General features: G+C 38.0%; 24 protein-coding genes and 1 other annotated feature. Of the genes, 16 read left to right on the top strand and 8 right to left on the bottom strand.

Features of this window, described 5'->3' with window-relative positions; all coding sequences use genetic code 11:
- Positions 1 to 53: 53 nt before the first annotated feature.
- Genes ureE through CCE82_RS07630 form a run of 4 tightly spaced genes read left to right on the top strand, consistent with a single transcriptional unit; the run spans position 54 to position 2,648 of the window.
- Positions 54 to 509: an urease accessory protein UreE gene (ureE, locus tag CCE82_RS07645; protein WP_086428817.1), complete on the top strand. Its 456-nt coding sequence runs from the start codon at positions 54 to 56 to the stop codon at positions 507 to 509.
- Positions 502 to 1,191: an urease accessory protein UreF gene (locus CCE82_RS07640; RefSeq protein WP_086428816.1), complete on the top strand. Its 690-nt coding sequence runs from the start codon at positions 502 to 504 to the stop codon at positions 1,189 to 1,191. Before ureE ends, CCE82_RS07640 begins: the two co-directional genes overlap by 8 nt.
- 12 nt (positions 1,192 to 1,203) lie before the next feature.
- Positions 1,204 to 1,815 carry an urease accessory protein UreG gene (ureG, locus tag CCE82_RS07635; protein WP_086428815.1) on the top strand — a complete coding sequence of 204 codons (612 nt, stop codon included), beginning with the start codon at positions 1,204 to 1,206 and terminating at the stop codon, positions 1,813 to 1,815.
- Positions 1,815 to 2,648 carry an urease accessory protein UreD gene (locus CCE82_RS07630; protein WP_086428814.1) on the top strand — a complete coding sequence of 278 codons (834 nt, stop codon included), beginning with the start codon at positions 1,815 to 1,817 and terminating at the stop codon, positions 2,646 to 2,648. The genes ureG and CCE82_RS07630 overlap by 1 nt, the downstream gene beginning before the upstream one ends.
- Positions 2,649 to 3,185: 537 nt before the next feature.
- On the opposite strand, the gene CCE82_RS07620 is transcribed toward CCE82_RS07630, so the two are convergent.
- The 5 genes from CCE82_RS07620 to CCE82_RS07600 all read right to left on the bottom strand — a co-directional run bounded on the left by CCE82_RS07620 (position 3,186) and on the right by CCE82_RS07600 (position 10,004).
- A complete protein-coding gene (locus tag CCE82_RS07620) occupies positions 3,186 to 3,428 on the bottom strand; it encodes a DUF3923 family protein (protein ID WP_086428812.1) in 243 nt (80 codons plus the stop codon).
- A gap of 269 nt (positions 3,429 to 3,697) precedes the next feature.
- Positions 3,698 to 5,938 (bottom strand): 5-methyltetrahydropteroyltriglutamate--homocysteine S-methyltransferase, encoded by a 2,241-nt coding sequence (metE, locus tag CCE82_RS07615; protein ID WP_086428811.1) that lies wholly within the window; start codon positions 5,936 to 5,938, stop codon positions 3,698 to 3,700.
- The gene (locus CCE82_RS07610) at positions 5,935 to 7,776 is read right to left on the bottom strand and encodes a bifunctional homocysteine S-methyltransferase/methylenetetrahydrofolate reductase (RefSeq protein ID WP_086428810.1); all 1,842 of its coding nucleotides are present in this window, start codon (positions 7,774 to 7,776) and stop codon (positions 5,935 to 5,937) included. The genes metE and CCE82_RS07610 overlap by 4 nt, the downstream gene beginning before the upstream one ends.
- Positions 7,730 to 8,905: a cystathionine beta-lyase MetC gene (gene metC / locus CCE82_RS07605; protein ID WP_086428809.1), complete on the bottom strand. Its 1,176-nt coding sequence runs from the start codon at positions 8,903 to 8,905 to the stop codon at positions 7,730 to 7,732. The genes CCE82_RS07610 and metC overlap by 47 nt, the downstream gene beginning before the upstream one ends.
- Positions 8,892 to 10,004, bottom strand: coding sequence for a PLP-dependent transferase (locus CCE82_RS07600; RefSeq protein ID WP_086428808.1), 1,113 nt, complete (start codon positions 10,002 to 10,004; stop codon positions 8,892 to 8,894). The genes metC and CCE82_RS07600 overlap by 14 nt, the downstream gene beginning before the upstream one ends.
- A gap of 63 nt (positions 10,005 to 10,067) precedes the next feature.
- Positions 10,068 to 10,384, bottom strand: a binding site (T-box leader).
- A 186-nt stretch (positions 10,385 to 10,570) separates the two neighbouring features.
- Between CCE82_RS07600 and CCE82_RS07590 the strand changes: the two genes are divergently transcribed.
- The 6 genes from CCE82_RS07590 (at position 10,571) to CCE82_RS07565 (ending at position 15,861) form a co-directional block, all read left to right on the top strand.
- On the top strand, positions 10,571 to 11,395 hold the full coding sequence (locus CCE82_RS07590) for a ParB/RepB/Spo0J family partition protein (RefSeq protein WP_086428807.1): 825 nt from the start codon (positions 10,571 to 10,573) through the stop codon (positions 11,393 to 11,395).
- Between the two features lie 65 nt (positions 11,396 to 11,460).
- A complete protein-coding gene (locus CCE82_RS07585) occupies positions 11,461 to 12,351 on the top strand; it encodes a mechanosensitive ion channel family protein (protein ID WP_086428806.1) in 891 nt (296 codons plus the stop codon).
- A 12-nt stretch (positions 12,352 to 12,363) separates the two neighbouring features.
- A complete protein-coding gene (locus CCE82_RS07580) occupies positions 12,364 to 12,585 on the top strand; it encodes a DUF951 domain-containing protein (protein WP_014614931.1) in 222 nt (73 codons plus the stop codon).
- Positions 12,576 to 13,673: a redox-regulated ATPase YchF gene (ychF, locus tag CCE82_RS07575; protein ID WP_086428805.1), complete on the top strand. Its 1,098-nt coding sequence runs from the start codon at positions 12,576 to 12,578 to the stop codon at positions 13,671 to 13,673. The genes CCE82_RS07580 and ychF overlap by 10 nt, the downstream gene beginning before the upstream one ends.
- A gap of 399 nt (positions 13,674 to 14,072) precedes the next feature.
- Positions 14,073 to 15,059 carry an ABC transporter ATP-binding protein gene (locus CCE82_RS07570; protein ID WP_240507188.1) on the top strand — a complete coding sequence of 329 codons (987 nt, stop codon included), beginning with the start codon at positions 14,073 to 14,075 and terminating at the stop codon, positions 15,057 to 15,059.
- Positions 15,052 to 15,861 (top strand): ABC transporter permease subunit, encoded by an 810-nt coding sequence (locus CCE82_RS07565; RefSeq protein ID WP_086428803.1) that lies wholly within the window; start codon positions 15,052 to 15,054, stop codon positions 15,859 to 15,861. Before CCE82_RS07570 ends, CCE82_RS07565 begins: the two co-directional genes overlap by 8 nt.
- Before the next feature lie 66 nt (positions 15,862 to 15,927).
- Here the strand turns inward: CCE82_RS07565 and CCE82_RS07560 are convergent, their stop codons facing one another.
- Positions 15,928 to 17,490, bottom strand: a complete 1,563-nt coding sequence (locus CCE82_RS07560) for a B domain-containing protein (RefSeq protein ID WP_086428802.1) — start codon at positions 17,488 to 17,490, stop codon at positions 15,928 to 15,930.
- A 344-nt stretch (positions 17,491 to 17,834) separates the two neighbouring features.
- Here CCE82_RS07560 and rpsF point away from each other — a divergent pair, with 344 nt between their 5' ends.
- The 5 genes from rpsF (at position 17,835) to CCE82_RS07535 (ending at position 21,251) form a co-directional block, all read left to right on the top strand.
- On the top strand, positions 17,835 to 18,131 hold the full coding sequence (gene rpsF / locus CCE82_RS07555; protein ID WP_086428801.1) for a 30S ribosomal protein S6: 297 nt from the start codon (positions 17,835 to 17,837) through the stop codon (positions 18,129 to 18,131).
- A 22-nt stretch (positions 18,132 to 18,153) separates the two neighbouring features.
- Entirely contained in the window at positions 18,154 to 18,660 is a 507-nt protein-coding gene (ssb, locus tag CCE82_RS07550) for a single-stranded DNA-binding protein (RefSeq protein ID WP_086428800.1), read from the top strand.
- Between the two features lie 52 nt (positions 18,661 to 18,712).
- On the top strand, positions 18,713 to 18,955 hold the full coding sequence (rpsR, locus tag CCE82_RS07545; RefSeq protein WP_014614919.1) for a 30S ribosomal protein S18: 243 nt from the start codon (positions 18,713 to 18,715) through the stop codon (positions 18,953 to 18,955).
- Positions 18,956 to 19,645: 690 nt separating this feature from the next.
- On the top strand, positions 19,646 to 19,840 hold the full coding sequence (locus CCE82_RS07540) for a hypothetical protein (protein ID WP_086428799.1): 195 nt from the start codon (positions 19,646 to 19,648) through the stop codon (positions 19,838 to 19,840).
- Positions 19,841 to 20,018: 178 nt separating this feature from the next.
- Positions 20,019 to 21,251 (top strand): MFS transporter, encoded by a 1,233-nt coding sequence (locus tag CCE82_RS07535; protein ID WP_159454525.1) that lies wholly within the window; start codon positions 20,019 to 20,021, stop codon positions 21,249 to 21,251.
- A gap of 117 nt (positions 21,252 to 21,368) precedes the next feature.
- Here CCE82_RS07535 and CCE82_RS07530 read toward each other — a convergent pair whose 3' ends face one another.
- A complete protein-coding gene (locus tag CCE82_RS07530) occupies positions 21,369 to 23,360 on the bottom strand; it encodes a catalase (protein ID WP_086428797.1) in 1,992 nt (663 codons plus the stop codon).
- A 385-nt stretch (positions 23,361 to 23,745) separates the two neighbouring features.
- On the opposite strand from CCE82_RS07530, the gene add reads away from it, so the two are divergent.
- Positions 23,746 to 24,741: an adenosine deaminase gene (gene add / locus CCE82_RS07525; protein ID WP_086428796.1), complete on the top strand. Its 996-nt coding sequence runs from the start codon at positions 23,746 to 23,748 to the stop codon at positions 24,739 to 24,741.
- A 140-nt stretch (positions 24,742 to 24,881) separates the two neighbouring features.
- Here the strand turns inward: add and CCE82_RS07520 are convergent, their stop codons facing one another.
- Entirely contained in the window at positions 24,882 to 26,063 is a 1,182-nt protein-coding gene (locus tag CCE82_RS07520) for an MFS transporter (protein ID WP_159454524.1), read from the bottom strand.
- Positions 26,064 to 26,203: the final 140 nt, after the last annotated feature.

The raw sequence follows: 26,203 nt of genomic DNA, 5'->3' as shown, positions 1-26,203 counted from the left end.
GAAAAAAAGACATCAATTGGTGTGATTTAGCGATATTCAAGGAGATGAAAAATATGATAGTAGAAGAGATACAAGGCAACATCGCAAATTTATCTCAAGAGGAAAAGAATGTTCATATTGAAAAAGTGTACTTAGAAAACTCTGACTTAGTGAAGCGTATTCAACGTGTCACTTCAGATCACGGTACAGAAATCGGTATTCGTTTAAGCCAACCGATTGACTTACAATATGGTGATATTTTATATCGTGATGACAAAAATATGATTATTATTGATGTGAACTCAGAAGATATTATCGCGATTAAGCCACGTACGATTAAAGAAATGGGAGATATCGCGCATCAGCTCGGTAACCGTCACTTGCCAGCACAATTTACTGACGATGATGAAATGTTGGTACAGTACGATTATTTAGTAGAAGATTTATTAAAAGATCTCGGCATTCCTTATGAACGTGAAGATCGTAAAGTGAACCAAGCCTTTAAACATATAGGACATTCTCATGATTAATCAAGCGTATTTGAAGCTCTTTCAATTTTGTGATTCTCAATTTCCGACTGGAGCATTTAGTCACTCTTTCGGATTAGAAACGTATATTCAACGTGGAGATATTCATGATGGTGCTTCATTTCGAACATGGTTAGAAGTGTTTTTGAAAGAGCAGTTAACGTATACAGATGGTTTAGCGATGCGTCTTGTGTATGAAGCGATTGAGTCTGATGATGCTGAAGCTATTGAAAGGTTGGACCAGTTGTTGTTTGTACAAAATATTCCACGAGAAACGAGAAATGGTACGAAACAGATGGGCAAACGTATGATTCAGCTTGCGCGTACACTTTATGAAGATCCGTGGTTAGATTGGTACGGTGAAAAGGCGGCAGCATATCAATTGCATACCCATCCAGCAGTGGCGTTTACATTGCTAGGTCATCATTTAGGGATCGATATTGAAAAAATTATTGATTATTACTACTATCAAAATGTTTCAAGCTTAACGCAAAATGCTGTGCGTGCGATACCATTAGGGCAAACGGAAGGGCAAAAAATCGTAGCTGAGATGATTCCATTTATTACAACAACACGTGAGGGCGTGATGCAATTGGATGAAGCGGATTTTGGTTTGACAGCACCGGGTATCGAGATGAATCAGTTGGAACATGAAAATGTAGATGTACGTATATTTATTTCATAGGAGGAATTAAGCATGAAACCGATTAAAATTGGTGTAGGTGGACCTGTTGGCGCAGGGAAAACACAACTGATTGAAAAACTTGTAAAACGTTTATCTGAGGAAAAAAGTATTGGCGTTATTACGAATGATATTTATACAAAAGAAGACCAAAAAATATTAGTCAACTCAGGGGTATTACCAGAAGACCGTATTATTGGTGTTGAAACAGGGGGCTGCCCACATACAGCGATTCGTGAAGATGCTTCCATGAACTTCGCGGCGATTGATGAACTGATGGAACGTCATTCAGATATTGAGCTTATCTTTATTGAATCAGGTGGCGATAACTTAGCGGCTACATTCAGTCCTGAACTTGTTGATTTTTCAATTTATATTATCGATGTCGCGCAAGGAGAAAAAATTCCGCGTAAAGGTGGTCAAGGTATGATTAAATCTGACTACTTTGTGATCAACAAAACAGATTTAGCGCAATATGTTGGTGCATCATTAGAACGAATGGCTGAAGATACAGAGAAATTCCGTAAAAATCGTCCGTTTGCATTTACAAACTTAAAAACTGATGATGGTTTAGATGATGTGTTAAATTGGATTAAAAAGGACGTCTTTTTTGAAGGGTTAGCGTAATGGCAATTTCTAAATGGACAGGAGAATTAGATTTAACATTTAAACATGATGGTAGACGTACCGTAAATGGAAAAACATATTTCCAAGGGGGGCTCAAAGTCATTCGCCCCAATTATTTAAATGGAAGTCCTCATCCGACGATGTTTTTAATCAACTTAGGCGGGGGATTCGTTGATGGTGACCGCTACCACATGGCTGTCCACTTTGAGCCACATGCGCATGCGATATTAACGACTCAAGGTGCGACGATTGTCTTTAAATCGTTGGAAGATAAAGTCGAGCAATACCAAACCTTTCAACTGGATGACGAATCGTTTATGGAATTTATCAGTGATCCGATTATTGGTTATTCACAAGCGAAATTTTATCAAGCCAACCAATTCCATTTAAGTCCGACTGCTTCTATGTTTTATACCGACATTTTAACGCCGGGGTATGACGAAGAAGGGCGACAATTTAATTATCATTATTTACATCTCAAAAATGAAATTTACGTGGATGAAAAACTGGTTGTATTTGACAATTTGAAGTTGGATACACAAAAAAATAAAGTAACGGATATTGGCTATATGGAGGGATTTACACATATGGCTTCTTGTTTTTATATTAGTCCAGGTGTGAATCAAAAAGTCGTTGAAGCGATACAAGAAGTTGTTACGCCATATATGGACGAACATTGCCGTGTCGGTGTGACATTGCTTCCGACACATGGTTTGACATTTCGTATTTTGGCTTATTCCACAGACGTCATTCAACGTGTGATTCATGCTGTACATCAATTTGTGATGGAAAATTATCATGAAGAAGACGCACAATTTTTAAGAAAGTATTAAAGTAACGGAATCAAGAATAAAAAAGCTTCTTTTCCTTAATTTAAGCGGAAGAGAAGCTTTTTTGTGTGGGGAAGTCTTGGAGAAGTCTTAAAATCAATAGCAATAAAAAGGTGGTAATGGCTTCTCACGTAGTTCATGATATGGTACAAATGGTTACATAAGCTTTAAACTTTCTTGTGTTGTTGAATACAAAAATGTATGGAGGAACCTTTAATGATCACCAAATCTGAAGCGCATATTATGATAGGACTCATCATTGGTGCGATATTACTTTTTTCAATATCATCTATTTCAGCTCATCAAAATTTCAGCTTGTTTCTATTTTTGGCTTTCTTAGCTATTTTAAATATCGTTTATTTATGTATTTCCAGTATTTATGTATGGAAAGATTACAAAAATAGTCAGTAAAAATGCGATTTTCTCAAACATGAAAATCGCATTTTGGGGTAGTTTAGAATACGGTAAAACAATGTTTCTATATAAATGAATTTTATCTCAGTCGTATGTGAAAACAAAAACATTAACAATCATGCAAGTCTACAAATCACGAGCCGTTCTCTTTTCGGACTTCACAACATTGAAAATGAGCCAGATAATTTGAATGATAGCTGGCACTAAAAAGGAAGCACCTAACACAAGTATGTTAATCCATTTTATCTCTGTTGTTTGAACGGCACCACTTGCATCAACTTCTCGCATCCACAGCAAAAAGGATAGCCCTAAAAACAGCGCCACTTCTAAAATAGTGAAAATCCACCATAAAATCCAAGAAATTTTCATTGAAACCCCACTCCCTCTGTCTAACGTTGATTGAGTATTCTTCATCCTCATAGCCAAAAAATTAAGAGAAGCATAAGTCATAGAAAGATTGCTTTTATTCATTATTCCTTTTTATAAAAATATTAAACAACAAGTTCAAAAATGATTGCTTTACTTATTATTGAATTAAATAACTTGTTCAAACGAAAAAATACATCCCAAAAGTAAGCTGAATCAATACTTTTGGGATGTATGCGATATGTTCATTAATTTGAAAGCGTGTCCTATTGTTAATTTGCTTCTACGGCTTCTTGACGCAATTTACGTGCGCTGTTAACCAATACTGTCAATGCTGCTTTCACTTCATCTTCTTTACGTGTTTTAAGTCCACAGTCTGGATTAACCCAGAATAATGAACGGTCGATTTGTTGTAAACCACGTTCAATTGCTGTCGTAATTTCTTCTTCTGTCGGGATACGTGGGCTATGAATATCATAAACGCCTAAACCGATACCTAAATCATAATCGATATCTTCAAAGTCTTTAATGAGGTCACCGTGGCTACGTGACGTTTCGATTGAAATGACATCTGCATCTAAGTCGTGAATGGCATGGATGATTTGTCCGAATTGCGAATAACACATATGCGTATGAATTTGCGTTTCATCCGTGACAGAAGATGTCGCAAGTTTGAAGCTATGCACAGCTTTTGCCAAGTAGTCTTCGTGATATTCTTTACGTAATGGTAAGCCTTCACGTAATGCTGGTTCGTCGACTTGAATCACTTGAATGCCGGCTTTTTCTAACGCTAACACTTCTTCATTAATCGCAAGCGCAATTTGATCTTGTACGGTTGAGCGAGGAATATCAACGCGTTCGAATGACCAGTTTAAGATTGTTACTGGGCCTGTCAGCATGCCTTTCACTGGCTTGTCCGTTAAGCTTTGCGCATATACGGTTTCATCAATTGTTAATGGGGCCGTCCATTTCACATCACCGTAAATAATCGGTGGTTTTACTGCACGTGAGCCGTATGATTGTACCCAGCCAAATTTAGTCACGAGGAAGCCGTCTAACTTTTCGCCAAAGAACTCGACCATGTCATTACGTTCAAACTCACCGTGTACGAGAACGTCTAAACCGATGTCTTCTTGAATTTCAATCCAACGTTTGATCTCATCTTGAACGAATTGACGGTAAGCCTCGTCAGAAATGCGTTTGTTTTTCCAATCTGCACGTTGTTTACGTACTTCTGGTGATTGCGGGAATGAACCAATTGTCGTTGTCGGTAAATCTGGTAAGTTCAAGCGTTGTTGTTGCACGACTTTACGCTCAGAGAATGCTGAAGCACGTGCAGCACGGACACTATCAAAGTCATATTCAAGGTTTTTGAACGCTTGATTTTGGAAACGTGTATATTGTGCATGCAAACGGTCATATGCTTCAGTGTCGTTGTCGTTCACAGCGCGTTTTAATGCATCTAACGTTTCTAATTTTTCTGTCGCAAAGCTTAAACCGTCACGAATGTCATCTTCTAACGTTTCATCTTCTAAAGAGACAGGCACGTGTAATAATGATGACGATGGATTGATATATAAAACGTCGGAATATTGCGATAATTTTTCGATTAATGCTTTTTTCGCTTCAACATCAGCAGCCCATACGTTTCGACCGTCGATAATACCGGCAAATAATGTTTTTGAGCGGTCAAAGTCGCCATTTTCGATTTGTTGTAAGTTGTAGCCGTGATCATGTACAAAGTCTAAGCCGAGACCTTTGACTGGTAATGCGCTTAAAAACTTCACATTTGCACGTTCGAAATATGTTTGAATCACTAACGCTTTTGCGACGTCTGCTTCAGCAAATGTCTCGTAAGCTTCACGTGTAATGGCTTCTAATTCTGCCGCTTGATCTGTCACTAAAATCGGTTCGTCAATTTGAATGAGTTCTGCACCAGCATCGATAAGTGATTTTAATACTTCAACGTATAGTGGCAATAGCGTGCGTACTTTGTCTTCAAATGATTGGTCGCCGCCCTTAGAAAGTGCCACGAATGTAATCGGTCCGACAATGACAGGGTGTGCGTTAATATTGAGTGCTTTTGCTTCATTAAAACGATCCAATAAGCGGTTGTGATTCACGCGAGGTGTGACATTATCCCATTCAGGTACGATATAGTGATAGTTTGTGTTAAACCATTTCACGAGTGCGCTTGCGACGTGTGATTTGTTACCACGTGCGATGTCGAAAAGGAGGTCATCATCTACATCACGGTCTTGAAAACGTGTTGGAATAATGTTGAATAACAAAGATGTATCGAGAATATGGTCATATAATGAAAAGTCACCTACAGGGACACTGTCTAAATTGTGATTTTGTTGTAGGACTAAGTTAGAACGGTGTAATTGTTGCAATGTGTCGTCGAGTTCAGCTTTCGTAATGTTGTTGTTCCAGTAGCTTTCGATAGCTTTTTTCCATTCACGTTTGTGTCCAAGTCTTGGGAATCCTAAGTTTGTCGTTTTAATTGTCATAAAATCGCCTCCTGATGAGATGTTGTAATAGATTTCGAATAGGCTGCAAGTGCTAATGAGTAATCAATGCGTTCAAACGGTGTAATTAAATACAAGCCGTTGAAATACGTATGGACCGTGTCGATGAGTGATTTACAAAGGGACAAGCTTAGTTCATAGGTGGCTTGTCTATCATCTGCTACGGCTTCAAATTGTGCGAGTACGTCGTCTGACATTTTGATGCCAGGCACTTCATGATGTAAAAACAAAGCATTTTTATAACTTGTAATCGGCATAATCCCAATAAAGATAGGGACATCGAGATGCTTTGTCGCTTCATAAATCTCGACAATTTTTTCTTTCGTAAAGACAGGTTGGGTAATGAAGTAATGCATACCGCTTTTAATTTTGGTTTCCATTTTACGGACTGCCGCTTTGATATTGCTCACATGAGGATCAAAACCACCCGCAATATTGAACTGTGTCGCGACTTTTAATGTATCGCCGTCTGTATTCACGCCTTTGTTAAATCTGAGTGCAAGTTCAGTCAATCCTTTTGAATTCACGTCATACACATTCGTTGCCCCAGGGAGATGCCCGACTTTCGAAGGGTCTCCGGTAATTGCTAAAATTTCATTCACGCCAATTAAAGAGAGGCCGAGTAAATGAGATTGAAGCCCGATTAAGTTGCGATCTCGACACGTAATGTGGACGAGTGGTTCGATATCAAATTGTTGTTTAATCAGACTCGCTGCTGCAATATTGGATACGCGAACCGTTGCTAAAGAGTTGTCGGCTAACGTGACGGCGTCGATTTGTGCATCATCCAAAGCTTTGACGTTTTGAAAAAATTTCGTCGTATCGAGATGTTTCGGTGTATCAAGTTCGACGATGATGGTCGGTCGCTCTCGCACACGCGCTGCTAGATTTTGACGAGTTTGTTTTGGTGCTTCAGACGTTTGCTTTTGATGAATCGGAATGACCTTTTTCTCTTTGATCGGCTTTAAACCTTGTACCGCTGCTTTAATTTTGCGAATATGTTCGGGCGTTGTACCGCAACAGCCGCCGATGAGTCGCACGCCTTCTTGAATAAGTTGTTCTGCGGTCTCACCGAAGTATTGTGCGTTATCGCTATATTTGAACGTTTGTTGATCGATGTCGAGTAAGCTCGCATTCGGATAACACGATAAGTAGGCGTTGTTCGGTAATTCGATATGCCCGAAAGTCCGTTTCATATGATGGGGACCGTGGTGACAATTCAAACCGACAATGTCTGCCCCGGCTTCGACTAATTGTTGCAATGCACTGTTAATTTCTTTACCGTTCATTAAATAATGTGTGTTGGAAGCGGTCAGTTGCGCAATAATGGGAATGTCGTACTTTTGACGTGTTTGTCGAATGGCATTGAGCAATTCTTCTTCATCGTAATACGTTTCGAATAATAGACCGTCCACGCCTTCAGCAACGAGCGTATCGACTTGAATGTCGGTATGGTATTGGATAGCCGACAATGACAGTTCACCTTGTTTAACGCTTCTAAAGCCACCGACTGTCCCTAAAATCAATGTGTCTCGGCCGGCTGCACGTTTTGCGATGGCAACAGCGGCTTGATGGATCGCTTTGACTTGATGTTCTAAGCCGAATTGTTGTAGCTTTTCAAAGTTGGCGCCGTACGTATTCGTTTGAATGACATCTGCGCCGGCTTGAATGTACGAGCGATGAATGCTTTCGACTTTGTCAGGGTGCGTCAGATTGTAAGCTTCAGGACAAGTGTCTAAGCCCTCTGAATAGAGAATCGTCCCCATTGCACCATCAGCGACGAGAATATTGTTTTTCAGTGCGTTCAGTAGTCGACTCATAGGATCCCTCCTTTAATGCTTGATCGAGGTCGGCAATTAATTCGTCAACATCTTCCAATCCAACGCTCAATCGAAATAGGCCAAATGTAATGCCACGCGCTTCTCGAATGTCTTGGGGAATCGCGGCATGTGACATCGTATACGGGTGCGAGAGAATCGTCTCCACACCGCCTAAACTCACTGAGACGAGTGGTAAAGTGAGCTGATCGACAAATTGTTGTGCATAGGTTTCATCTTTTAAGCGAAACCCTATCACAGCCCCGCCATGTTGCGCTTGTTTTAGATGCACAATACTTTTTCCTGGGTAATACACTTGAGCAATCGCTGGATGTTGTTCTAAAAAGTTGTAAATCCGTTGTGCACTTTCGACAGATTGTTGGTAACGGACGACGAATGTTTTCAAATGTTGTGTTAACGTCCAACTGTCATAAACGGATAAAGCAGTCCCCGTGCCATTTTGGATTAAATAAAGGGCATCAGCGAGTGTGTCATCGTTCGTAATGACAGCGCCAGCAATGAGGTCGCTATGGCCACCTAAAAACTTCGTCGCGCTATGAATGACGATATCTGCACCGAGCGCCAGTGGATTTTGACCAAGTGGCGTCATAAATGTATTGTCGACCGCGAGTAAAATGTCATGTGCTTGTGCAATATGTGCGACTTTACGAATATCTGTAATTTTGAACAGTGGATTCGACGGTGTTTCAACATAAATGAGTCGGGTGTTCGGTCGAATGGCTGCGCGAATCTCTGCTACATTTTCGGCATTGACCGTTGAAAATGTCAGGCCAAAGCGGGATAAAATTTGCTCTGTCAGTCGAAACGTCCCACCGTACACGTCGTCAGGCAAAATGACGTGGTCACCGGCTTTTAAAGTTAAAAACACAGCTGTAATTGCAGCGATACCAGAGTTGAATGCAAATGCGTGTTTTCCGCCTTCAAGTTGTGCGAGTTTCGTTTCGAGCAATTCGCGGTTCGGATTGCCACTGCGCGCATAATCATATGGAACGGATTCGCCTAACCGTTGTTGATGATACGTTGATGCATAATATAGCGGTTGATTCGCGCAATGGTACGTGACACCGCGGTTGACATCATGAATCAGTTCAGTTTGTTTAGAACGTGTCATCAGTACTCACCTCTTTTGCTTGTTGGAGTGCTTGTATGAAATCTTGTTCAATATCTTCATACGCCTCAATCCCAATCGATAGTCGAATTAAGTGTTGGTCAATACCGCGACGATCCTTTTCTTCATCAGGCATATCGATGTGTGTTTGCGTATAAGGGAAAGTAACAAATGTTTCGGTTCCGCCTAAACTTTCGGCAAAGCGTAATACTTTCAACTGTCGTAACAATTGGTCGACGCTATACCCAACTTCGAGACGTAAACTTAACATGCCTGTGCGCCCGCAATAGAGCACGTCTTGAATGCCTGTCAAATTTTCGCAAGTCGATGCAAAGCGTTGCGCATTTTGTTGTGAACGTTCGACGCGCAAATGCAATGTTTTCAAGCCACGTAACAATAAATAACTATCAATCGGTGAAAGTGTCGCACCAATCATGTTGTGAAATTGGCCTAACTTTTCTGCAAGGGCTGCATCTTTGACCGTCACGACACCCGCGAGGACGTCATTATGGCCACCGATATATTTCGTTGCTGAATGTAAAACAATATCTGCACCATCAAGTAAAGGTGTCGACAAATAAGGTGTGAGAAAGGTATTGTCGATAACCGTTAACAACTTGTGTTGCGCTGCTAACGCGTAATAGGGCGTTAAATCAATTTCAATCATTAATGGATTTGAAATCGGCTCAATGAATAATGCTTTTGTTTGAGGTGTAATGGCAGCCTTTACAGCGTCAGGGTCTTCAAAATCAATGTAATGAAAACGAATGCCGTATTGGGCTTCATAAAATTCAAACAAGCGAAATGTGCCACCATACAAGTCAAAAGAAACGAGTATCTCATCACCTGGTTTGAAAAGATTACAGACCAATTGAATGCTTGCCATGCCACTCGCTGTCGCAAACGATGCAATGCCGCCTTCGAGTCGCGCAAATGCATCTTCAAAAACTTGTCGCGTTGGGTTTTTCGTGCGTGTGTAATCAAAGCCTGTTGAAAGCCCGAGTCCTTCGTGTTGGTATGCCGTAGAGAGATAAATAGGGTTTGCGATTGCGCCAGTGTCATCTTGAGTCAGTGCAATTTGTGCCAGTGTTGTTTCTTTCATCAGTTCAACCTCCTCTTCAAAAATAAAAAAGCTTCCGTCCTTTAGATCCAATAAAAATTAGATATAAAGGACGAAAGCTTCTCGTGGTACCACCTTTGTTCGCAACTTGATCACTCAAGTCGCCTCTTCCAGTACGCGAAATTGTGTGCGATGTAGACGGTATGATAGACATCGAATGTGTGAGGGATATCTTTGGAATGTTCTACACGCATCACAAAATGTGAATACTGTATCGCTATAACGGGCGAACCCGGTGATACCTCATATTGGTACCAACACTCCAAGGCCATTTTCAAACGCGCTTTCAATACCTTCTCTCAGCAAACGAAGGCTCTCTGTAAAAGCAGGGGACGTTTTACTTTCCTTTTTACAGTGTTTCAATATATTGTCTTGTGCTTTGATAAAAAACACTTTACATGAAGCCAAAAAATTTGTCAACATATTTTCTGAAAATTTAGAAGAGAGAGAAATTTGACGCGACTTAAAATCATAGAGAAAAGCTTGTTTATCAATGGTGCAAACAGTAAAATGGAATGGTAAAAATTTTGAAAAGGTTGGTGAAAGGGATGACTCAAAAATGGCAAAGTCAACAGGATGATTCAGAACAGGTTCAACACTTGGCATTGACGGAAATCAGACCGAATCCGTACCAACCTCGAAAAACGTTTGATGCTGAAAAGTTAACAGAGCTCGCGCAATCGATTGCACAACATGGGGTATTACAGCCGATTATCGTGACAAAAGCAATTCATGGGTTTTACATTGTCGCGGGTGAGCGCCGTTATCGGGCGAGTCTTGAGGCAGGCTTAACGCACATTCCAGCTATCGTCAAAACTTTTTCAGATGGTGAGATGCGAGAGCTAGCGATTATTGAGAACTTGCAACGTGAAGACTTGAATGCATTAGAAGAAGCAGAAAGTTATCAACAACTGATGCAACATTTGAATCTGACACAACAAGAAGTCGCTGCACGATTAGGTAAGTCGAGACCGTATATAGCGAATATGTTGAGACTGCTCAAGTTACCTGTTAAGATTAGAACTTTAATACGAGAAGGCGAACTTTCAGGAGGACACGGACGCACACTCCTCGCATTCAAAGAGCCGGAAACCATGATTAAATATGCACATTTAGCCATCCGGGAGTCTTGGAGTGTGAGATATTTGGAGCAACAAGTCGCTGAATTTACAGGCAGTGGACAACAAACGGCATCGCACCAACAGCACACGACGAAAAAGCCCGCACTGATTCGACAACATGAACAACAATTAAAGGAACAGTACGGGACAAGCGTCGAAATTACGACAAAGAAAAATGTAGGCGAGATTACTTTTACGTTCCACTCTGAAAGTGACTATCGCCGACTGATTCAATTGCTTAAAAAAATGTAAAATTTTCAGGGTCGTGCGCATCAATATACATCATTTAAGATTATCCATAGAGAAGGGAGTTACTTATGAATCAATTAGAAGCGATATTAAAAAGTATGGTTCAACCGTTATTAGATCCAGAAACCTATTCAAACTTACTGACGAAACTGATTATTGTATTGATATATGTCATCGTCGCTTTTATTGTTGTGCGTATTTTAAATAAAGTTATCGCGCAATTTTTTAAAGTCAACAATCGTTCAGGGAAAACTAATCGTGCCAAAAGGTCGAAAACATTAATTACACTCGTTCAAAATGTGGTCGGTTACATCGTATGGTTTATTACACTGACAACCGTGCTTAGCAAATTTGGGATTAGTGTTGAAAGTATTTTAGCAGGGGCCGGCGTTGTAGGTTTAGCGATTGGTTTTGGTGCGCAAACACTCGTGAAAGACGTGATTACAGGTTTCTTTATTATATTTGAAAATCAATTCGATGTCGGGGACTATGTGAGTATTAAAAACAATAGTGCACCTATCGCAGAAGGAACAGTCAAATCGATTGGTCTTCGTTCGACACGTATTTTATCATTTACAGGGGAGCTCTCAATTATTCCAAATGGGACGATGAGTGAGGTCACAAACTTTTCAGTGACGAATGGTGTATCGATTATTGACATTCCGGTGTCAATTCATGAGAAAATTGATGATGTAGAGAAGAAAATGAACCTCTTCTTAAAAACGATACCAAAGAAATATGACATTTTTACTGAACCGCCTGAAGTGCTAGGTGTCGATAAATTTAACAGTTATGAAGTAATGATTCGTGTGGCGGGTGAAACGATACCAGGTGAAAGCTTTAGTGGGTCACGTATTTTACGCCGTGAGTTAAAAGAATTTCTACAGTCTGAAGGTATTGAAGCACCGATGCCGACGCTTGTCCAGTTATATCAAGAACAACAAAACAAGGATGCATAGAGGTGAAATTGAGTGGCTTCAAATTACGAATTAAATGATATAGTAGAGATGAAGAAGCAACACGCATGTGGAACGAATCGCTTTAAAATCATTCGTATGGGCGCAGATATTCGGATTAAATGTGAAAATTGTCAGCGCAGTATTATGTTACCACGTCAAACTTTCAACAAAAAAATAAAAAAAGTACTCGAAAAAGCGAGTTCAAATGAGAAGGAGAATGAAACATGGCTTTAACAGCTGGTATTGTCGGCTTACCTAACGTCGGAAAATCAACTTTATTTAACGCAATTACAAAAGCAGGTGCACTTGCTGCAAACTATCCTTTCGCAACGATTGATCCTAATGTCGGAATCGTTGAAGTGCCAGATACACGTTTAACACAATTAGAAGCAATTGTAAATCCTAAAAAAACAGTACCGACAACGTTTGAATTTACAGATATTGCAGGTATCGTTAAGGGAGCTTCAAAAGGGGAAGGTCTCGGAAACAAATTTTTATCACACATTCGTGAAGTGGATGCGATTTGTCAGGTTGTACGTGCATTCGATGATGAAAATGTGACACACGTTGCAGGACGTGTGAACCCGATTGAAGATATTGAAGTCATCAACATGGAATTGGTATTAGCGGACTTAGAATCTGTTGAAAAACGTTTGCCACGTCTTGAAAAAATGGCAAAACAAAAAGATAAAACAGCGGTCAATGAAGTGCGTATTTTAACAAGAATTAAAGAAGCACTTGAAAATGGCCAACCTGCTCGTAGTTTAGAATTTAACGATGAAGATCAAAAATATGTGAATCAAGCGCAATTGTTAACTTCAAAATCGATGTTATATATTGCGAACGTCGGTGAAGATGAAATTAACGATGCAGAAAATGATAAAGTGAAAGCCATTCGTGAGTATGCAGCACAAGAAGATTCAGAAGTTATCGTCATTAGCGCAAAAATCGAGGAAGAGATTGCGACATTAGACGATGAAGATAAAGCAATGTTCTTGGAAGAATTAGGTATTGAAGAGCCTGGTTTGAACCGCTTAATCCGTAAAACATATGATTTATTAGGATTGGCGACGTACTTTACAGCAGGTGTGCAAGAGGTGCGTGCTTGGACGTTTAAAGAAGGCATGACGGCGCCACAATGTGCGGGTATCATTCATACGGACTTTGAACGTGGCTTCATTCGTGCTGAGGTGACAAGTTATGAAGACTTCGTTGCGCATAACGGTGAACAAGGTGCGAAAGAAGCGGGTAAAATGCGCTTAGAAGGTAAAGATTACGTGATGCAAGATGGAGATGTCGTGCATTTCCGTTTTAATGTGTAGGAGATAACAATAAGAGCTAAAGTGTTGAGCACATCAGCATTTTAGCTCTTTTTTTGTTTTGGGATACTTTGATACACTTTACGTACTGGAATGCGAACCCACTCGACTGCTTGAAATAGGCGGCGCGTTCCTAGGAGTCTCGGGAGGTGCTTGCAATCTTGTTTGAGCTTCACATTTCAAAACAAAGGAAGATGGCGTGTACATTATCCTAATTAAAAAAGTTTCTGCATCCATTCATGAGTATTAAGGGGATGTGATAAAAATTTCTTGGTTTTTAAGTCGATAAGAAAGTTTTGGACTCTCTTTGATACAAGCTTTTCTTAGATCATGTAAAGTGTTTTATAAATTTTATGTAAAATTGAAAAAATATAATGTATTATGCATAAAAAGTGGTAAAATGTGCTTAAACAAGCATGTGTAACGCAGACAACGATGAGAGAGGTGAGGACGATGTTAGTCCGTGTAGACCAGCTACAAAAAACATTGAATGGTAAAAATGTGATTAATGATATTTCATTTACTTTGGAAGCGGGAACGATTAATGCGATTTTGGGGCCAAACGGTGTAGGGAAAACAACAACAGTACGATTATTGACAGGGTTGCTTCAACCGACGCATGGCGAAATTGAAGTGTTTGGTGTCAAGACGACAGATCCCCATTTTGAACATGTACGCAAACAAATGGGTGTACAAAATGATGGCAATTTGTATGAAAACTTAACGGTATATGAAAATTTAAAAATATGGGCACGTTTTTATGATGTGCCAAAAGCAGAGATTGACGGCAGAATTGATGCGTTATTAACTTATTTTGAGCTAACTGAGCGTAAAAAAAGTAAAGTTGGAACGTTGAGTAAAGGGTTGAAACAAAAAGTAGCGATTATACGTGCGCTCATTCATCAACCGAAATTATTGATTTTAGATGAACCAACGTCTGGTTTGGATCCGTCAGCTTCTGAATCGTTGAACACATATTTACAAAAGCAAGTGCGTGAAAATCAGATGACGGTATTTATGTGTACACATCATTTACAAGGGCTAGAACAAATTGCAGACCATATTTTCATGATGGATCAAGGCCGCTTTATTGCTTCAGGACGTGCGGAGGATTTGTTGCGTGAAGCGTGGCCACAAGTGGAATTTGATATTCATGTGAGTGATGTGGCACGTGCATTGGCATTATTGGAGCAAGAGCAGACATTTGTTGCTAAAGAAAATAGTGACAAAACAGGATATATTCGCGTGAAAGTGGAGGCGTATCACGATATTTCCCAGGTAATCAAGCTGTTTATTGAGCACCAGTTGGATGTATATACGGTCACTGAAGTTCAACATACGATTAAAGAATTATACTTCAAGAAAATGGATGTGGTGCAACATGATTAATATGAAGCATGTCTTTACAATTGTTTATAAAGACGCTCTAGACATTAGAAGTGATCGTGGCGTTTTTGTGTCGGTATTGATTGTTCCATTTATTTTCAGTTTGGTATTTCCATTAGCGATTGTTATTGGTGACGTCAGTTTTAGTGTCGTCGATTACATTGGTGGTGCACGTACGTTCATTGACCAGTTGCCTGAACAAGTGATACCGAAATCTATCGACCATCATCACGGTATTGTCTATGCGGTTTTGATGTATTTCTTTATTCCATTTTTTATTCTGATACCGGTATTTGTTTCCAGTATGTTAGCTACTACAAGCTTTACAGGTGAAAAAGAGCATAAAACGATTGAAGGATTACTTTATACGCCGATTACAAATAAAGAATTGATGCTCGGTAAGATTTTAGTTGCAGGCATTCCGTCAATTTTGCTCACTTGGATCTCCGTATTGATTTATGGGATTATTGTTAATACTTACGGTGTCAAAGTGTTAGGCGAGATGATTTTCCCGAATTTTAGTTGGCTAATGGTGACATTTCTTATTGCGCCGTTAATTACATTTTTATCCATTTCGCTCGTTGTCGCTGTATCGCAACGAGTGAACACAAGTAAATCAGCGCAATCGATATCAATGATTTTAATTTTACCGATTATTGGGTTCATTATTTCTCAAGCAAATGGGGTATTTTTGTTTGGACCGATGATTTCAGTCATTCTCGTCGTAGTGTTAATCGTGTTAGATCTCGTCGTATATTTAGCCATTTCAAAACGATTTAATTCGGACAAGCTATTAACAAAATAGGATATAAAAAAGAGGCACATATCATTGTAGTACAGTGTCAACAATGATGTGTGTCTCTTTTAATTTTTATTTGAAGAAACCGCCGAATAAACTGCCAAATGCGTTTTTCAATGTGTTAACAGTTTTAGCTGTCTCAATAGCTGTTTTTACCACTTTTGGATTTTCATATAATGTGTATAAAACTTTGCCTGTATTAATGCTTTCTGTTACAAAGTTTCTTGTATGTGCATATGATTTAGAAAATACGTTAGCTTTGTCATCGATGTCTAATGGTTTGATGTATGAGTTAGACCCATTTTTTCCAAGTATAACAAGTACAGACTGATCAATTGTATTTTTGTATTTGAAATATAAATCTGTGTAAGTTTTTGCATTATTATATTTTTCTGTAATCTCGTCGTATTGCTTCTTTAAATATTCATAGCCACTTGTTACACCATTCTTAATGTAATTATAGCCACTAGTCACGCCATCTTTAACATAATTATAACCATTAGTTACACTGTTTTTAAAACCGTTCCAGTAACTTGAAAGTGTTGAAGTTGTTGAGTTTGTTTCGCCTGTTTTAGGTAATACAGGTGCAACTGCTTTTGTATCATTTTTAGACTCAACTGATGGGTTTACTTTTTTAGATTCTTCATTTGTTTTGTTAGCTTCATCTAATTTTTTAGTTTCAGATGATTTTTCAGTTTGAGATTTTTCTTCTGCCTTAGGTGCTGTTTTAGATTCAGCTTCAGGTTTAGCTTTTTTACTGTCATTTGCTTTGTCAGTTTTGTTTTCTTTTTTTACTTCAGGCTTCTTCTCAACTTTTGGTGCTTCATTTGCTTCGTTTTCTACTTTAGCTTCAGGTTTTTGTTCTGTATTAGCTTCAGGATTTTCAATTGGTACTGGTGTTTTTTCAACATCAGGTGATTGTCCAATTTGAAGTTCTTTTTGGTTAGCTTTAGCTTTAATTTCTGCATCACGTGGGCCATTGATTGCTTCTAATTGTTTTTGGAAGTCATCAACGTTAACTCTATTTTTTGGTAATTTGTTGATTGCGCGTTGTGCTGCACGTCTATTTTGAATTGTGTCTTCTTGTTGTAAAGCTTGAAGTGCATTTTTAGCATCAGCAATGCTTTGGTTTTCTTTCTCTAAAATAGGGTTGTGAGGTGCTTTTGGTTCTTCAGCTTGAGGTGCAACTTCAGGTGTGCTGTTTAATGATTTTACGAATACATCTTGGCTTTGATCAGGATTTTCTTTGATTTCTTCGATGTAAGCATCACGTTGTTTGTCTGATAAGTCTTCGTTATGTAATAAACCGTAAAATGCATTTTGTTGTGCTACACGACGCTCAGGGTTTGTCGCATCTTTAATTGATTCTGAAAATACGTTTTGTGCGCTACTTGGATCTTCATGAAGTTGTTTAATGTATTGGTCACGTTGACTTTCTGAAATGCCATCCATGTGTAATACTTGGTAGAATGCTTTTTGTTCAGGTGAAACGTTTGCTGATTCAAAAGTTGCTGGTTGTGCGTCTGCGAGTGATGATGTTTTCTCGCTTGCATCTGCGTTTCCTTGTGAAATAAATGTTGCTAAAGATAATGTTGCTGCCCCAATTAATAATTTTGATGTGTATTTAGTTTTCATGTTCATTCCCTTTCTATTTTTCTAAGCGGTTTGATTTGTTCTTCTTAACACAAAAAAATATACCACGTTTTAATGGCGATAAAAATTAACTGTTTCTTAATTAAAAATAAAAAGTGATTAATTTTGAATTCGATTAAGGAGAAAGCGTTTTAATTTATTAGAATTTTAATGGGGTGCTAATCAAATGAGGCAAGCGAACAATTTAAATTGAGGAATTCGTGAAAGATATTGTAATTTGTAAGGGGCTATGATACAATCTTTGAATGTGAGTAATGAAAATTATTCCTTGCTTATCATTTGAATTTTGATAAGCCGCATAGACCATAAGGAGGTGCCAATATACAATGAGAACATATGAAGTAATGTACATCGTGCGTCCAAACATTGAAGAAGAAGCACGTAAAGCAGTAGTTGAACGTTTTAACGGAATTTTAGCTTCTGAAGGTTCTGAGGTATTAGAAACTAAGGACTGGGGTAAACGTCGCTTAGCTTATGAAATTGAAGACTTCAAAGATGGTTACTACAACATCGTACGTATCCAATCTGAAAACAACAAAGCTACTGACGAATTCCAACGTTTAGCTAAAATCAATGACGATATCATTCGTTACATCGTTGTCCGTGAAGACGAAAACAAGTAATAGAATAATTGGGGGCGTGTAAATGCTTAATAGAGTCGTATTAGTAGGTCGCTTAACTAAAGATCCAGAATACAGAACGACACCCTCAGGCGTAGGTGTAGCGACATTTACCTTAGCGGTTAATCGTACATTTACGAATGCGCAAGGGGAACGTGAAGCAGACTTCATTAACTGTGTAGTTTTCCGTAAACAAGCAGAAAATGTTAACAATTTCTTGTTTAAAGGAAGTCTAGCTGGCGTTGATGGTCGCTTACAATCACGCAGTTACGAGAACCAAGAAGGCCGACGTGTATTCGTCACTGAAGTGGTATGTGATAGTGTTCAATTCCTTGAGCCTAAATCACAAAACCAACGTCACGCGAACCAAAACCAAGGCAACCAATTCGATAGCTACGGCCAAGGATTCGGTGGACAACAACAAGGCCAAAATTCGTCTTATCAAAACAATAATCATCAACCTGCTAATGATAATCCATTTGCGAATGCGAACGGACCTATCGATATTAGCGATGATGATTTACCATTCTAATGACAATCTGAACGTATAGAAAACAATCTTTAATGTAAGGGAGGCACAAATCATGGCAGGTGGACCAAGAAGAGGCGGTCGTCGTCGTAAAAAAGTTTGTTATTTCACAGCAAACGGTATTACACACATCGACTACAAAGATACTGAGTTATTAAAACGTTTTATCTCAGAACGCGGTAAAATTTTACCACGTCGTGTAACAGGAACTTCAGCTAAATATCAACGTATGTTGACTACAGCGATCAAACGTGCACGTCATATGGCATTATTACCATTCGTTAAAGACGAAGCGTAAGCCAATATATAAAAACCCCGTACATCTATTGAGGTGTATGGGGTTTTTATATATCTATCACTCAATAAATATCTTTAACAAAGAGTGAAGATAGTATATATAATTGAAAAAGAAATAAGCAATAAAGAAATTGAAGAACATACAGAACTCATAACTGACTATTTGAAAGTTGAATGGGAGAGCGTTAAATTTAACAAAGGAATGTATTATGTAGAATGTATTTATGAATTTAGATATTCAAATTTACTTTAGAGCTAGATAATTTACAAAATTTGTTGTATATTTCCCAATTGGGTGATATTATAATTAATGTGAGCAATAGCTTACTCATTGAGTGTAAGGGAGGTGAGAGTCCCAATGCACGAAATAATAAAAGCACTAACAAGTAGAGATGTACAAGTTGCGATTGTACTCATTCTACCGTTAGTGCTAAGACAATTGAGATTGTGGCATATAAGCTATCTATTAGTTAGCAAAAAGCCAGACAATCAAGATATTGATTAATTGTTTCGGGAGTCATTCGTGGCTCCCTCTGCTTACACTCACATTATACATTGAAATAGTGAGGATTTCAAATGAGTTTAGTCAAGTTAGGAATGACAGTATTCATTTTTCTTATCCCACAAATAATTAAGTTAGTGAGAATTTTGCATATGCGAAAATTAAGTTATAGATATGAAGGTGAGCACATTGTCAGAATACAAAAAGACGATTGAACGTTTGCTTAACAGTCAGGTAAGTGCATATAAAATTCATCAAGAAACAGGTGTTAGTACAGGGAGAATAAGTGATTTAAGAAATGGTAAACGTGAGCTTGAAGGGATTACACTACAAACTGCTGAAAAGTTGTATGCGTATCAATGTAAGATTGAGGGACAAGGTTAGTTGTGAGATTTAATAAATCACATGATTGGTATGTCAATTTGAGAGATAAAGAAGGTGAAGTTGTAGCGACTTATACACAAACTAAGGATGAGCCAATTATTAAAATAGATGTGCAAGGAAGAAGAATCAAATAGTGATGGATTAAAGGTTTTATTGAACAATGTGTGGGGTGGGTGAAATGAAAGAAGTTCACAAGTTACTTTTTGGACGAGTGCTAACAAATATTGGAGATAGTATCATACTCATCTCATTAACGTGGTATGTAGCTGTCACTTATCATAACACGTTATACTTAGGCATCATTGGTGTCATCTTAGGGGTTATTGATGTATTCATGTTCTTTTTAGGGCCCATTTTAGATAGATATAATATTAAAAAAATCTTATGTATCAGTACACTTGCACAAGTTTTTATAGTGATGCTGATGTCTTTGTATTTCTTACTAGATCATCATCATTTGCTTATTTTGTACATATTGTTAAGTATGTCTACGCTATTTTCGTCTGTGATTTATCCTGCAGAAAGTGTACTTATTCCCAAATTGTCTACCGATGAGCATCAAGTGATTAAATATAATGCAATATTTCAAATGACATATAAAGGGCTAGATGTGGTATTAGATGCTTTAGTTGGGGTTTTACTCAGTATATTTTTGATAGTGAATATCTTTTCATTCAATGTCATCATATTTGTTGTGGCCTTTTTTGTATTTAAACTGCTTAGAATAAATTCAACAACAATTCATCATAAAGATAATATAGAAGCTAGCGACCGAATATTAAGTCGTTATTTAGCAGATTTGAAAGAAGGGACGAAATACGTATCGAGCCCTAAAATATTAAAACTTTTACTTCCGCTGTCCGTAATCAACTTTTCTATTTCAGCCGTAACGGTAATTTATCCTAAAATAGCTGTGCTAGAAGGAAACGATAGTAAAGTGTTTTCATTGATATTATTTGTTAATGGTCTAGGGCTTATCTTAGGTTACCTAGTGGGACCAAGAATCATTGGATATATCAAGTTTAGCAAATTACTATTTAGCAGTTTTTTCATACTGTCCATCATATGGTTATTTATCTATCTATTCATCAATGCAAGTTATGTTTATATTTTACCGATGTTTTTAGTTTCAAATATCATGATTGGAATTATCAACTTAGCATTTATCAACGCATTTCAATTATTGCCACCTAAAAATATGCTAGGTCGTGTAGCAACTACAAATGAAACGCTATTAAGTATTTTGATACCATTTGGCGCGTTCACTGGTGGGATTTTACCTCAAATTTTTGGTACGATAAATATCAATTTTATTTTAGTAAGTATCGCGAGTTTAGTGATTTCGCTTTTTTATGTAACGGATAAGGAAATCAAGAAAATGAATGACTTAATGTTAATGGCAGATGAGTAGATATAAATGAGACCGAAAGTGGTAAAAATATTTTGAGTGAATCATTTTAAAAAACGTGCAAATCAAAACCCCGTCCCTCATCAATTGTAGGGTACGGGGTTGATTTCTTCTATTCACTTAACGGTCCCAATATCTCACGCGATCAAATGCTTGTACAATCGTATCGGGTTCATCTGATGTGAAGACACCGGGTGCGTTGAGATCGATTTTTGAACCTTTGAATTGATCCGCGGCTTTTTCATTCACCACTAATGGTTTTTTATGTTTATACGTCATTTCCGCAAATTCTTCTACTTCTGGCAATAGGTCTGAGCCATCTGATAATACAATCACACTGTCGAATAGCGTAGGGTGTGCGGTATCATAAGTTTCAGTGATACCGAAATCTTCATCAATCGCACGAGGCTGTTTACCGACGAACGCATAATTCAGCTTATTGTCTGTAAATACTTTCACATAAGATTTTAATATGTCCTCGCTCATTTCACCACTGACTAACACAGCTACAGAATGCCCTGGTAATGGGATATCAAATTTTTCCATTGTGAGTTGACTGTCTTTCGCTGTAGACTGTACTTCTTCATTTTCTTCTGGGACAGACACGCCAACATTTGCCGCAACTGTTTCCGCTAATTGGCGATCTACTTTATTCAATTGGTTAACGGCGTTTTGTTTGACCATCACAGACTTGCACATGCCAATTTCAAATGAGAAACCTGCAGCCATATGCTCGTATTCAGCGGGTGTTAAACTATTTAAATACAATTTTGCTTGACTATAATAGTCTTCAAAACTTGCGCTGCGTTTTCTAATTTTATGACCTTCCACTTTTTCTTGATAATGTTCATAACCGCCTTCTTCTCTCGGTGTTGTGTGCGGGTCGTTGTTGTTTAACGCATTTTTATGGTAAGCCGTTTGTCCTTGGTGTACATTCATTTGGTGCATGGCGTCACGTTGATTGTTGTGTACTTCATTGACAGGACGGTTGATTGGGATTTGGTTAAAGTTAGGTCCACCCAATCTTGAAATTTGCGTATCTGTATATGAGAATAAGCGACCTTGTAATAAAGGATCATTTGAAAAGTCAATGCCAGGCACAATATGACCCGGATGGAATGCTGCTTGTTCTGTTTCGTCAAATACGTTAGACACATTGTGATTGAGCGTCATTTTACCTACAATTTCAACGGGCACTTGATCTTCTGGCCAAATTTTTGTTGGGTCTAAAATATCAAAATCAAAGTCGAATTCTTGTTCTGGACGAATGATTTGAAGACCGAGCTCCCAGGCAGGGTAATCGCCTTTTTCGATGGATTCGTACAAGTCTTTACGGTGGAAGTCGATATCTTTACCGGATAAAATTTGCGCTTCATCCCAAACCAATGACTCTAAACCGTGCAATGGCTTCCAATGAAACTTCACAAAATAAGATTGCCCTTCACGATTGACGAGACGGAATGTGTGCACACCGAATCCTTCCACTTGTCTAAAGTTTTTCGGAATGCCACGGTCACTCATTGCCCAAAATGTCGTATGTGTTGATTCAGGGTTTTGTGAAAAGAAATCCCAAAAAGTATCGTGGGCACTTCCGCCTTGTGGCATTTCGTTATGTGGTTCAGGTTTAACGGCATGAATTAAATCAGGGAACTTAATCGCATCTTGAATGAAGAATACTGGAATGTCGTTACCTACGAGATCGAAAATCCCTTCATCGGTATAGAATTTTGTCGCAAAACCACGTACGTCTCTCACTGTATCTGGTGAACCTTTAGAACCTTGTACAGTCGAAAATCTTACAAATACAGGTGTTGTTTTTTCTGGATGCGTTAAAAAGTCTGCAGAAGTGTACTCTGATAAATCTTTGTATACTTGGAATTCACCATGAGCACCAAATCCACGTGCATGAACAATTCTTTCTGGGATACGTTCGTGGTCAAAGTGCATGATTTTTTCTCTAAAATGGAAATCTTCTAGTAAACTCGGGCCACGTTCCCCGACAGTTAAGGTGTTTTCATCCTCACTCACTTTGACACCGTTATTCGTCGTCATTGCTTTACCATCATTGTTTTTTTCATCATTTTTCAATTGTTCTAGCTTTTTATTATCCATTTCCAACGCTCCTTCCGCGATATAGTGATTAACAATATACATTTACCTTTATTAAAATTTATGAAACATTTTACACCAATGTATTCTTAATATACTGATTAATTCACATATATAATGAGCGCATTGTTGAGTTGGGGGCAGGACGTATTGTATTAAAACTTGTCATAGTAATTTCGATTTTAAACAAAGGTGAAATGATAGGTGTCTATGCTAAGAAGGACATCACACGAGAAGCGCTACAGAAATACGTAGAAATGACTGGTGAAAGACAATAAGGTGGACATGGATGGATAGGCAAATATCACAACTGTGAAAAAAGATGTATTGACAATTAATATAATCTCGGTACAATTAGAAATTAAAAAGATAGAGAAAAGAGGTTATTATGAAAGCGGAATTAAGGGAGATACCTAAGCTCGAATTGCATTGTCATTTAGACGGGTCAGTCAGTTTAAAATATCTTGAACATCAAAGTCAGCAACAAGGCGTGGCGATTCAATTGGACAAAGTGACAGTGGATCAACATTGCCAGAGTTTAGCGGAATATTTACAGTCATTTGACGAAATTTTAAAAGTCATGCAGACGCGCACAAGTTTGAGCGATGCTGTTGTTGATGTTGCAGAACAAGCAGTACATGATGGCGTGAAATATATTGAAATTCGCTTTGCACCCGCATTTCATCAAGAACAAGGGTTGCAGATTCCAGAAATATTAACAGCAGTGTGTGAAGGTGCGGCTGCGGCTGAACAAACTTTCGATATCAAAGTGAGAATGTTAGTCTGCGGGATGAAGCATCATTCGGATGAAATGAACCGCGCGATTTTCGACAGTCTCCGCGATCATAAAACTTTAGAAGACTATATTGTAGGTGTGGATTTAGCAGGCGATGAAGCAGCATCACCGACAACAAAACATGAAGCCTTAGTTCAATATGCACAACAACAAGGCTTGAATATTACATTACATGCTGGGGAATGTGGTTGTGCTAAAAATGTGTATGATGCAGTGCGATTCGGTGCACAACGTATCGGTCACGGGGTTGCAGCATTTAAAGATGACGACGTGCTTGCAGCTGTAAAAGCACAAGACGTATTACTCGAATTTTGTCCACAAAGCAACCTACAAACGAAAGCGATTGAATCATTGGACAGTTTAGACTTACAACGTTTATTAAAAGAAAATATCGCATTTTTAATCAATACGGATAATCGTACCGTGACACAAACGAATTTATTAGATGAGTACGCATTGTTATTGGAACATAAACTGCTCAATTGGGAAGATATTGCACACATTAATTTAAAAGCGATTGACTATATATTTGCGAATGCATCCACTAAAACATGGTTAACACAACAATTTGAAGTAGAAATACATTAGAAGAGTAGCAACGGTAGCAGTCATTTTGATTGAAGAAGATGCTGACCTCTATGCTATCCAAAGACGACCACAATGTTCATAGTATCGTAACTATGAGGCATCAGTGGTCGTTTTTATTTTGTGTAGAGGTGCGGAATACGTCAACCCCTGTCATTACGCGAGGTGATTGTCATCTTTTCACTCAATAGAAACAGACTATTCGCTAATATAAACACAATTGTGATGATGGTATATAATGTATGCAAAGACATCCAGTGTAATAGGACAGAAGCGGTATAGCCAGCGATAGGAATCGTTCCCCAAGTGAATAAATAGATGGTCGAGTTTACCTTTCCACGAATATGGGCAGGAATGATTTGATATTGCATCGTTGTTCGTAATACACTACCAAAACTTCTACAAAGATAACCTAAAAATACACCAACAAAAAATAAGTAAGCATCGAATAAAATAAGAATAAAAGGAAGACTTAAGAGTAAATTAACAATGCCTATTGATTTTTTAAGTGAATATCTTTTTAAAATCCATGTAGGTATTAAAGCACCTAAAATCGCACCTATTGATAATAAACTAATGATGATTCCAGAAACTTTGCTGTCAATGTGTAAGTCTCTAATGATGTAAATCACAATCGTATTGGCAAGTATCGTCATTGAAAAATTGATACCTATTGTAACTAAAATGATGAGTGACAAGTTTTTATTGCTGAATATATATTTAAACGCGTTAATTCGGTTACTTTCAGAATGATGGTGTACAGCAGTGACTTGTCTATATGCCGTTTTTCTGAAAATCAGCATATAGAGGCATAAGTTTAAAATTTGCAAAGTAATGAGTATCGTAAAAGCGATAATGACATGCGTGCTTAATGTGAAAACGATGATAGGTGAAATGAAGTTAACGATAGATCTTACAAATTGAATCGTGCTATTAACGGAAGCTAAATTTTTGTTGAAGTAATCTGGAATAAACACACTTGTATTAATTTCAAGTAGGCTAGAAGTCAAACTCAATAATAAAATAAACATAAATATTTGAATGAACGATGTGGCATGAAACATTACGAACATGAAAAAGAGAATATGAAGCAAAACGTTGAATATGTAAGCATAAATAGGGATAATACGGCTATTGTGTCGATCGATTAAATAACCAGATAATTTACTAAACAAAATGAAACCAATTGAATAAGTTGAAGTTAAAAAGACGATTGAAGCATTAGAAAATTGCCATGCCGTAATACTGAGTAAAGGAATTAAATAAATAAGTATATCATTTATCATGAGTCTGTTAAATTCTGATAAAGTAAAATATTTATGCATTTTCGTTATCCTCGTCATGTAGGTTTACCGCTACGTTAAGCATAATCTTCAAATAGGGTGCTATTAATATATTATAATTACCAATATTCTGTCAATTTAAATTTGATGTATCATACTAATCATAAATGTCTATTGTTATT

It is taken from the genome of Staphylococcus cornubiensis, assembly GCF_900183575.1.
In the GTDB taxonomy this organism is placed as follows: Bacteria; Bacillota; Bacilli; order Staphylococcales; family Staphylococcaceae; genus Staphylococcus; species Staphylococcus cornubiensis.
Note: the sequence above shows the minus strand (reverse complement) of the source record. Positions and strands in the feature narration are given on the sequence as shown.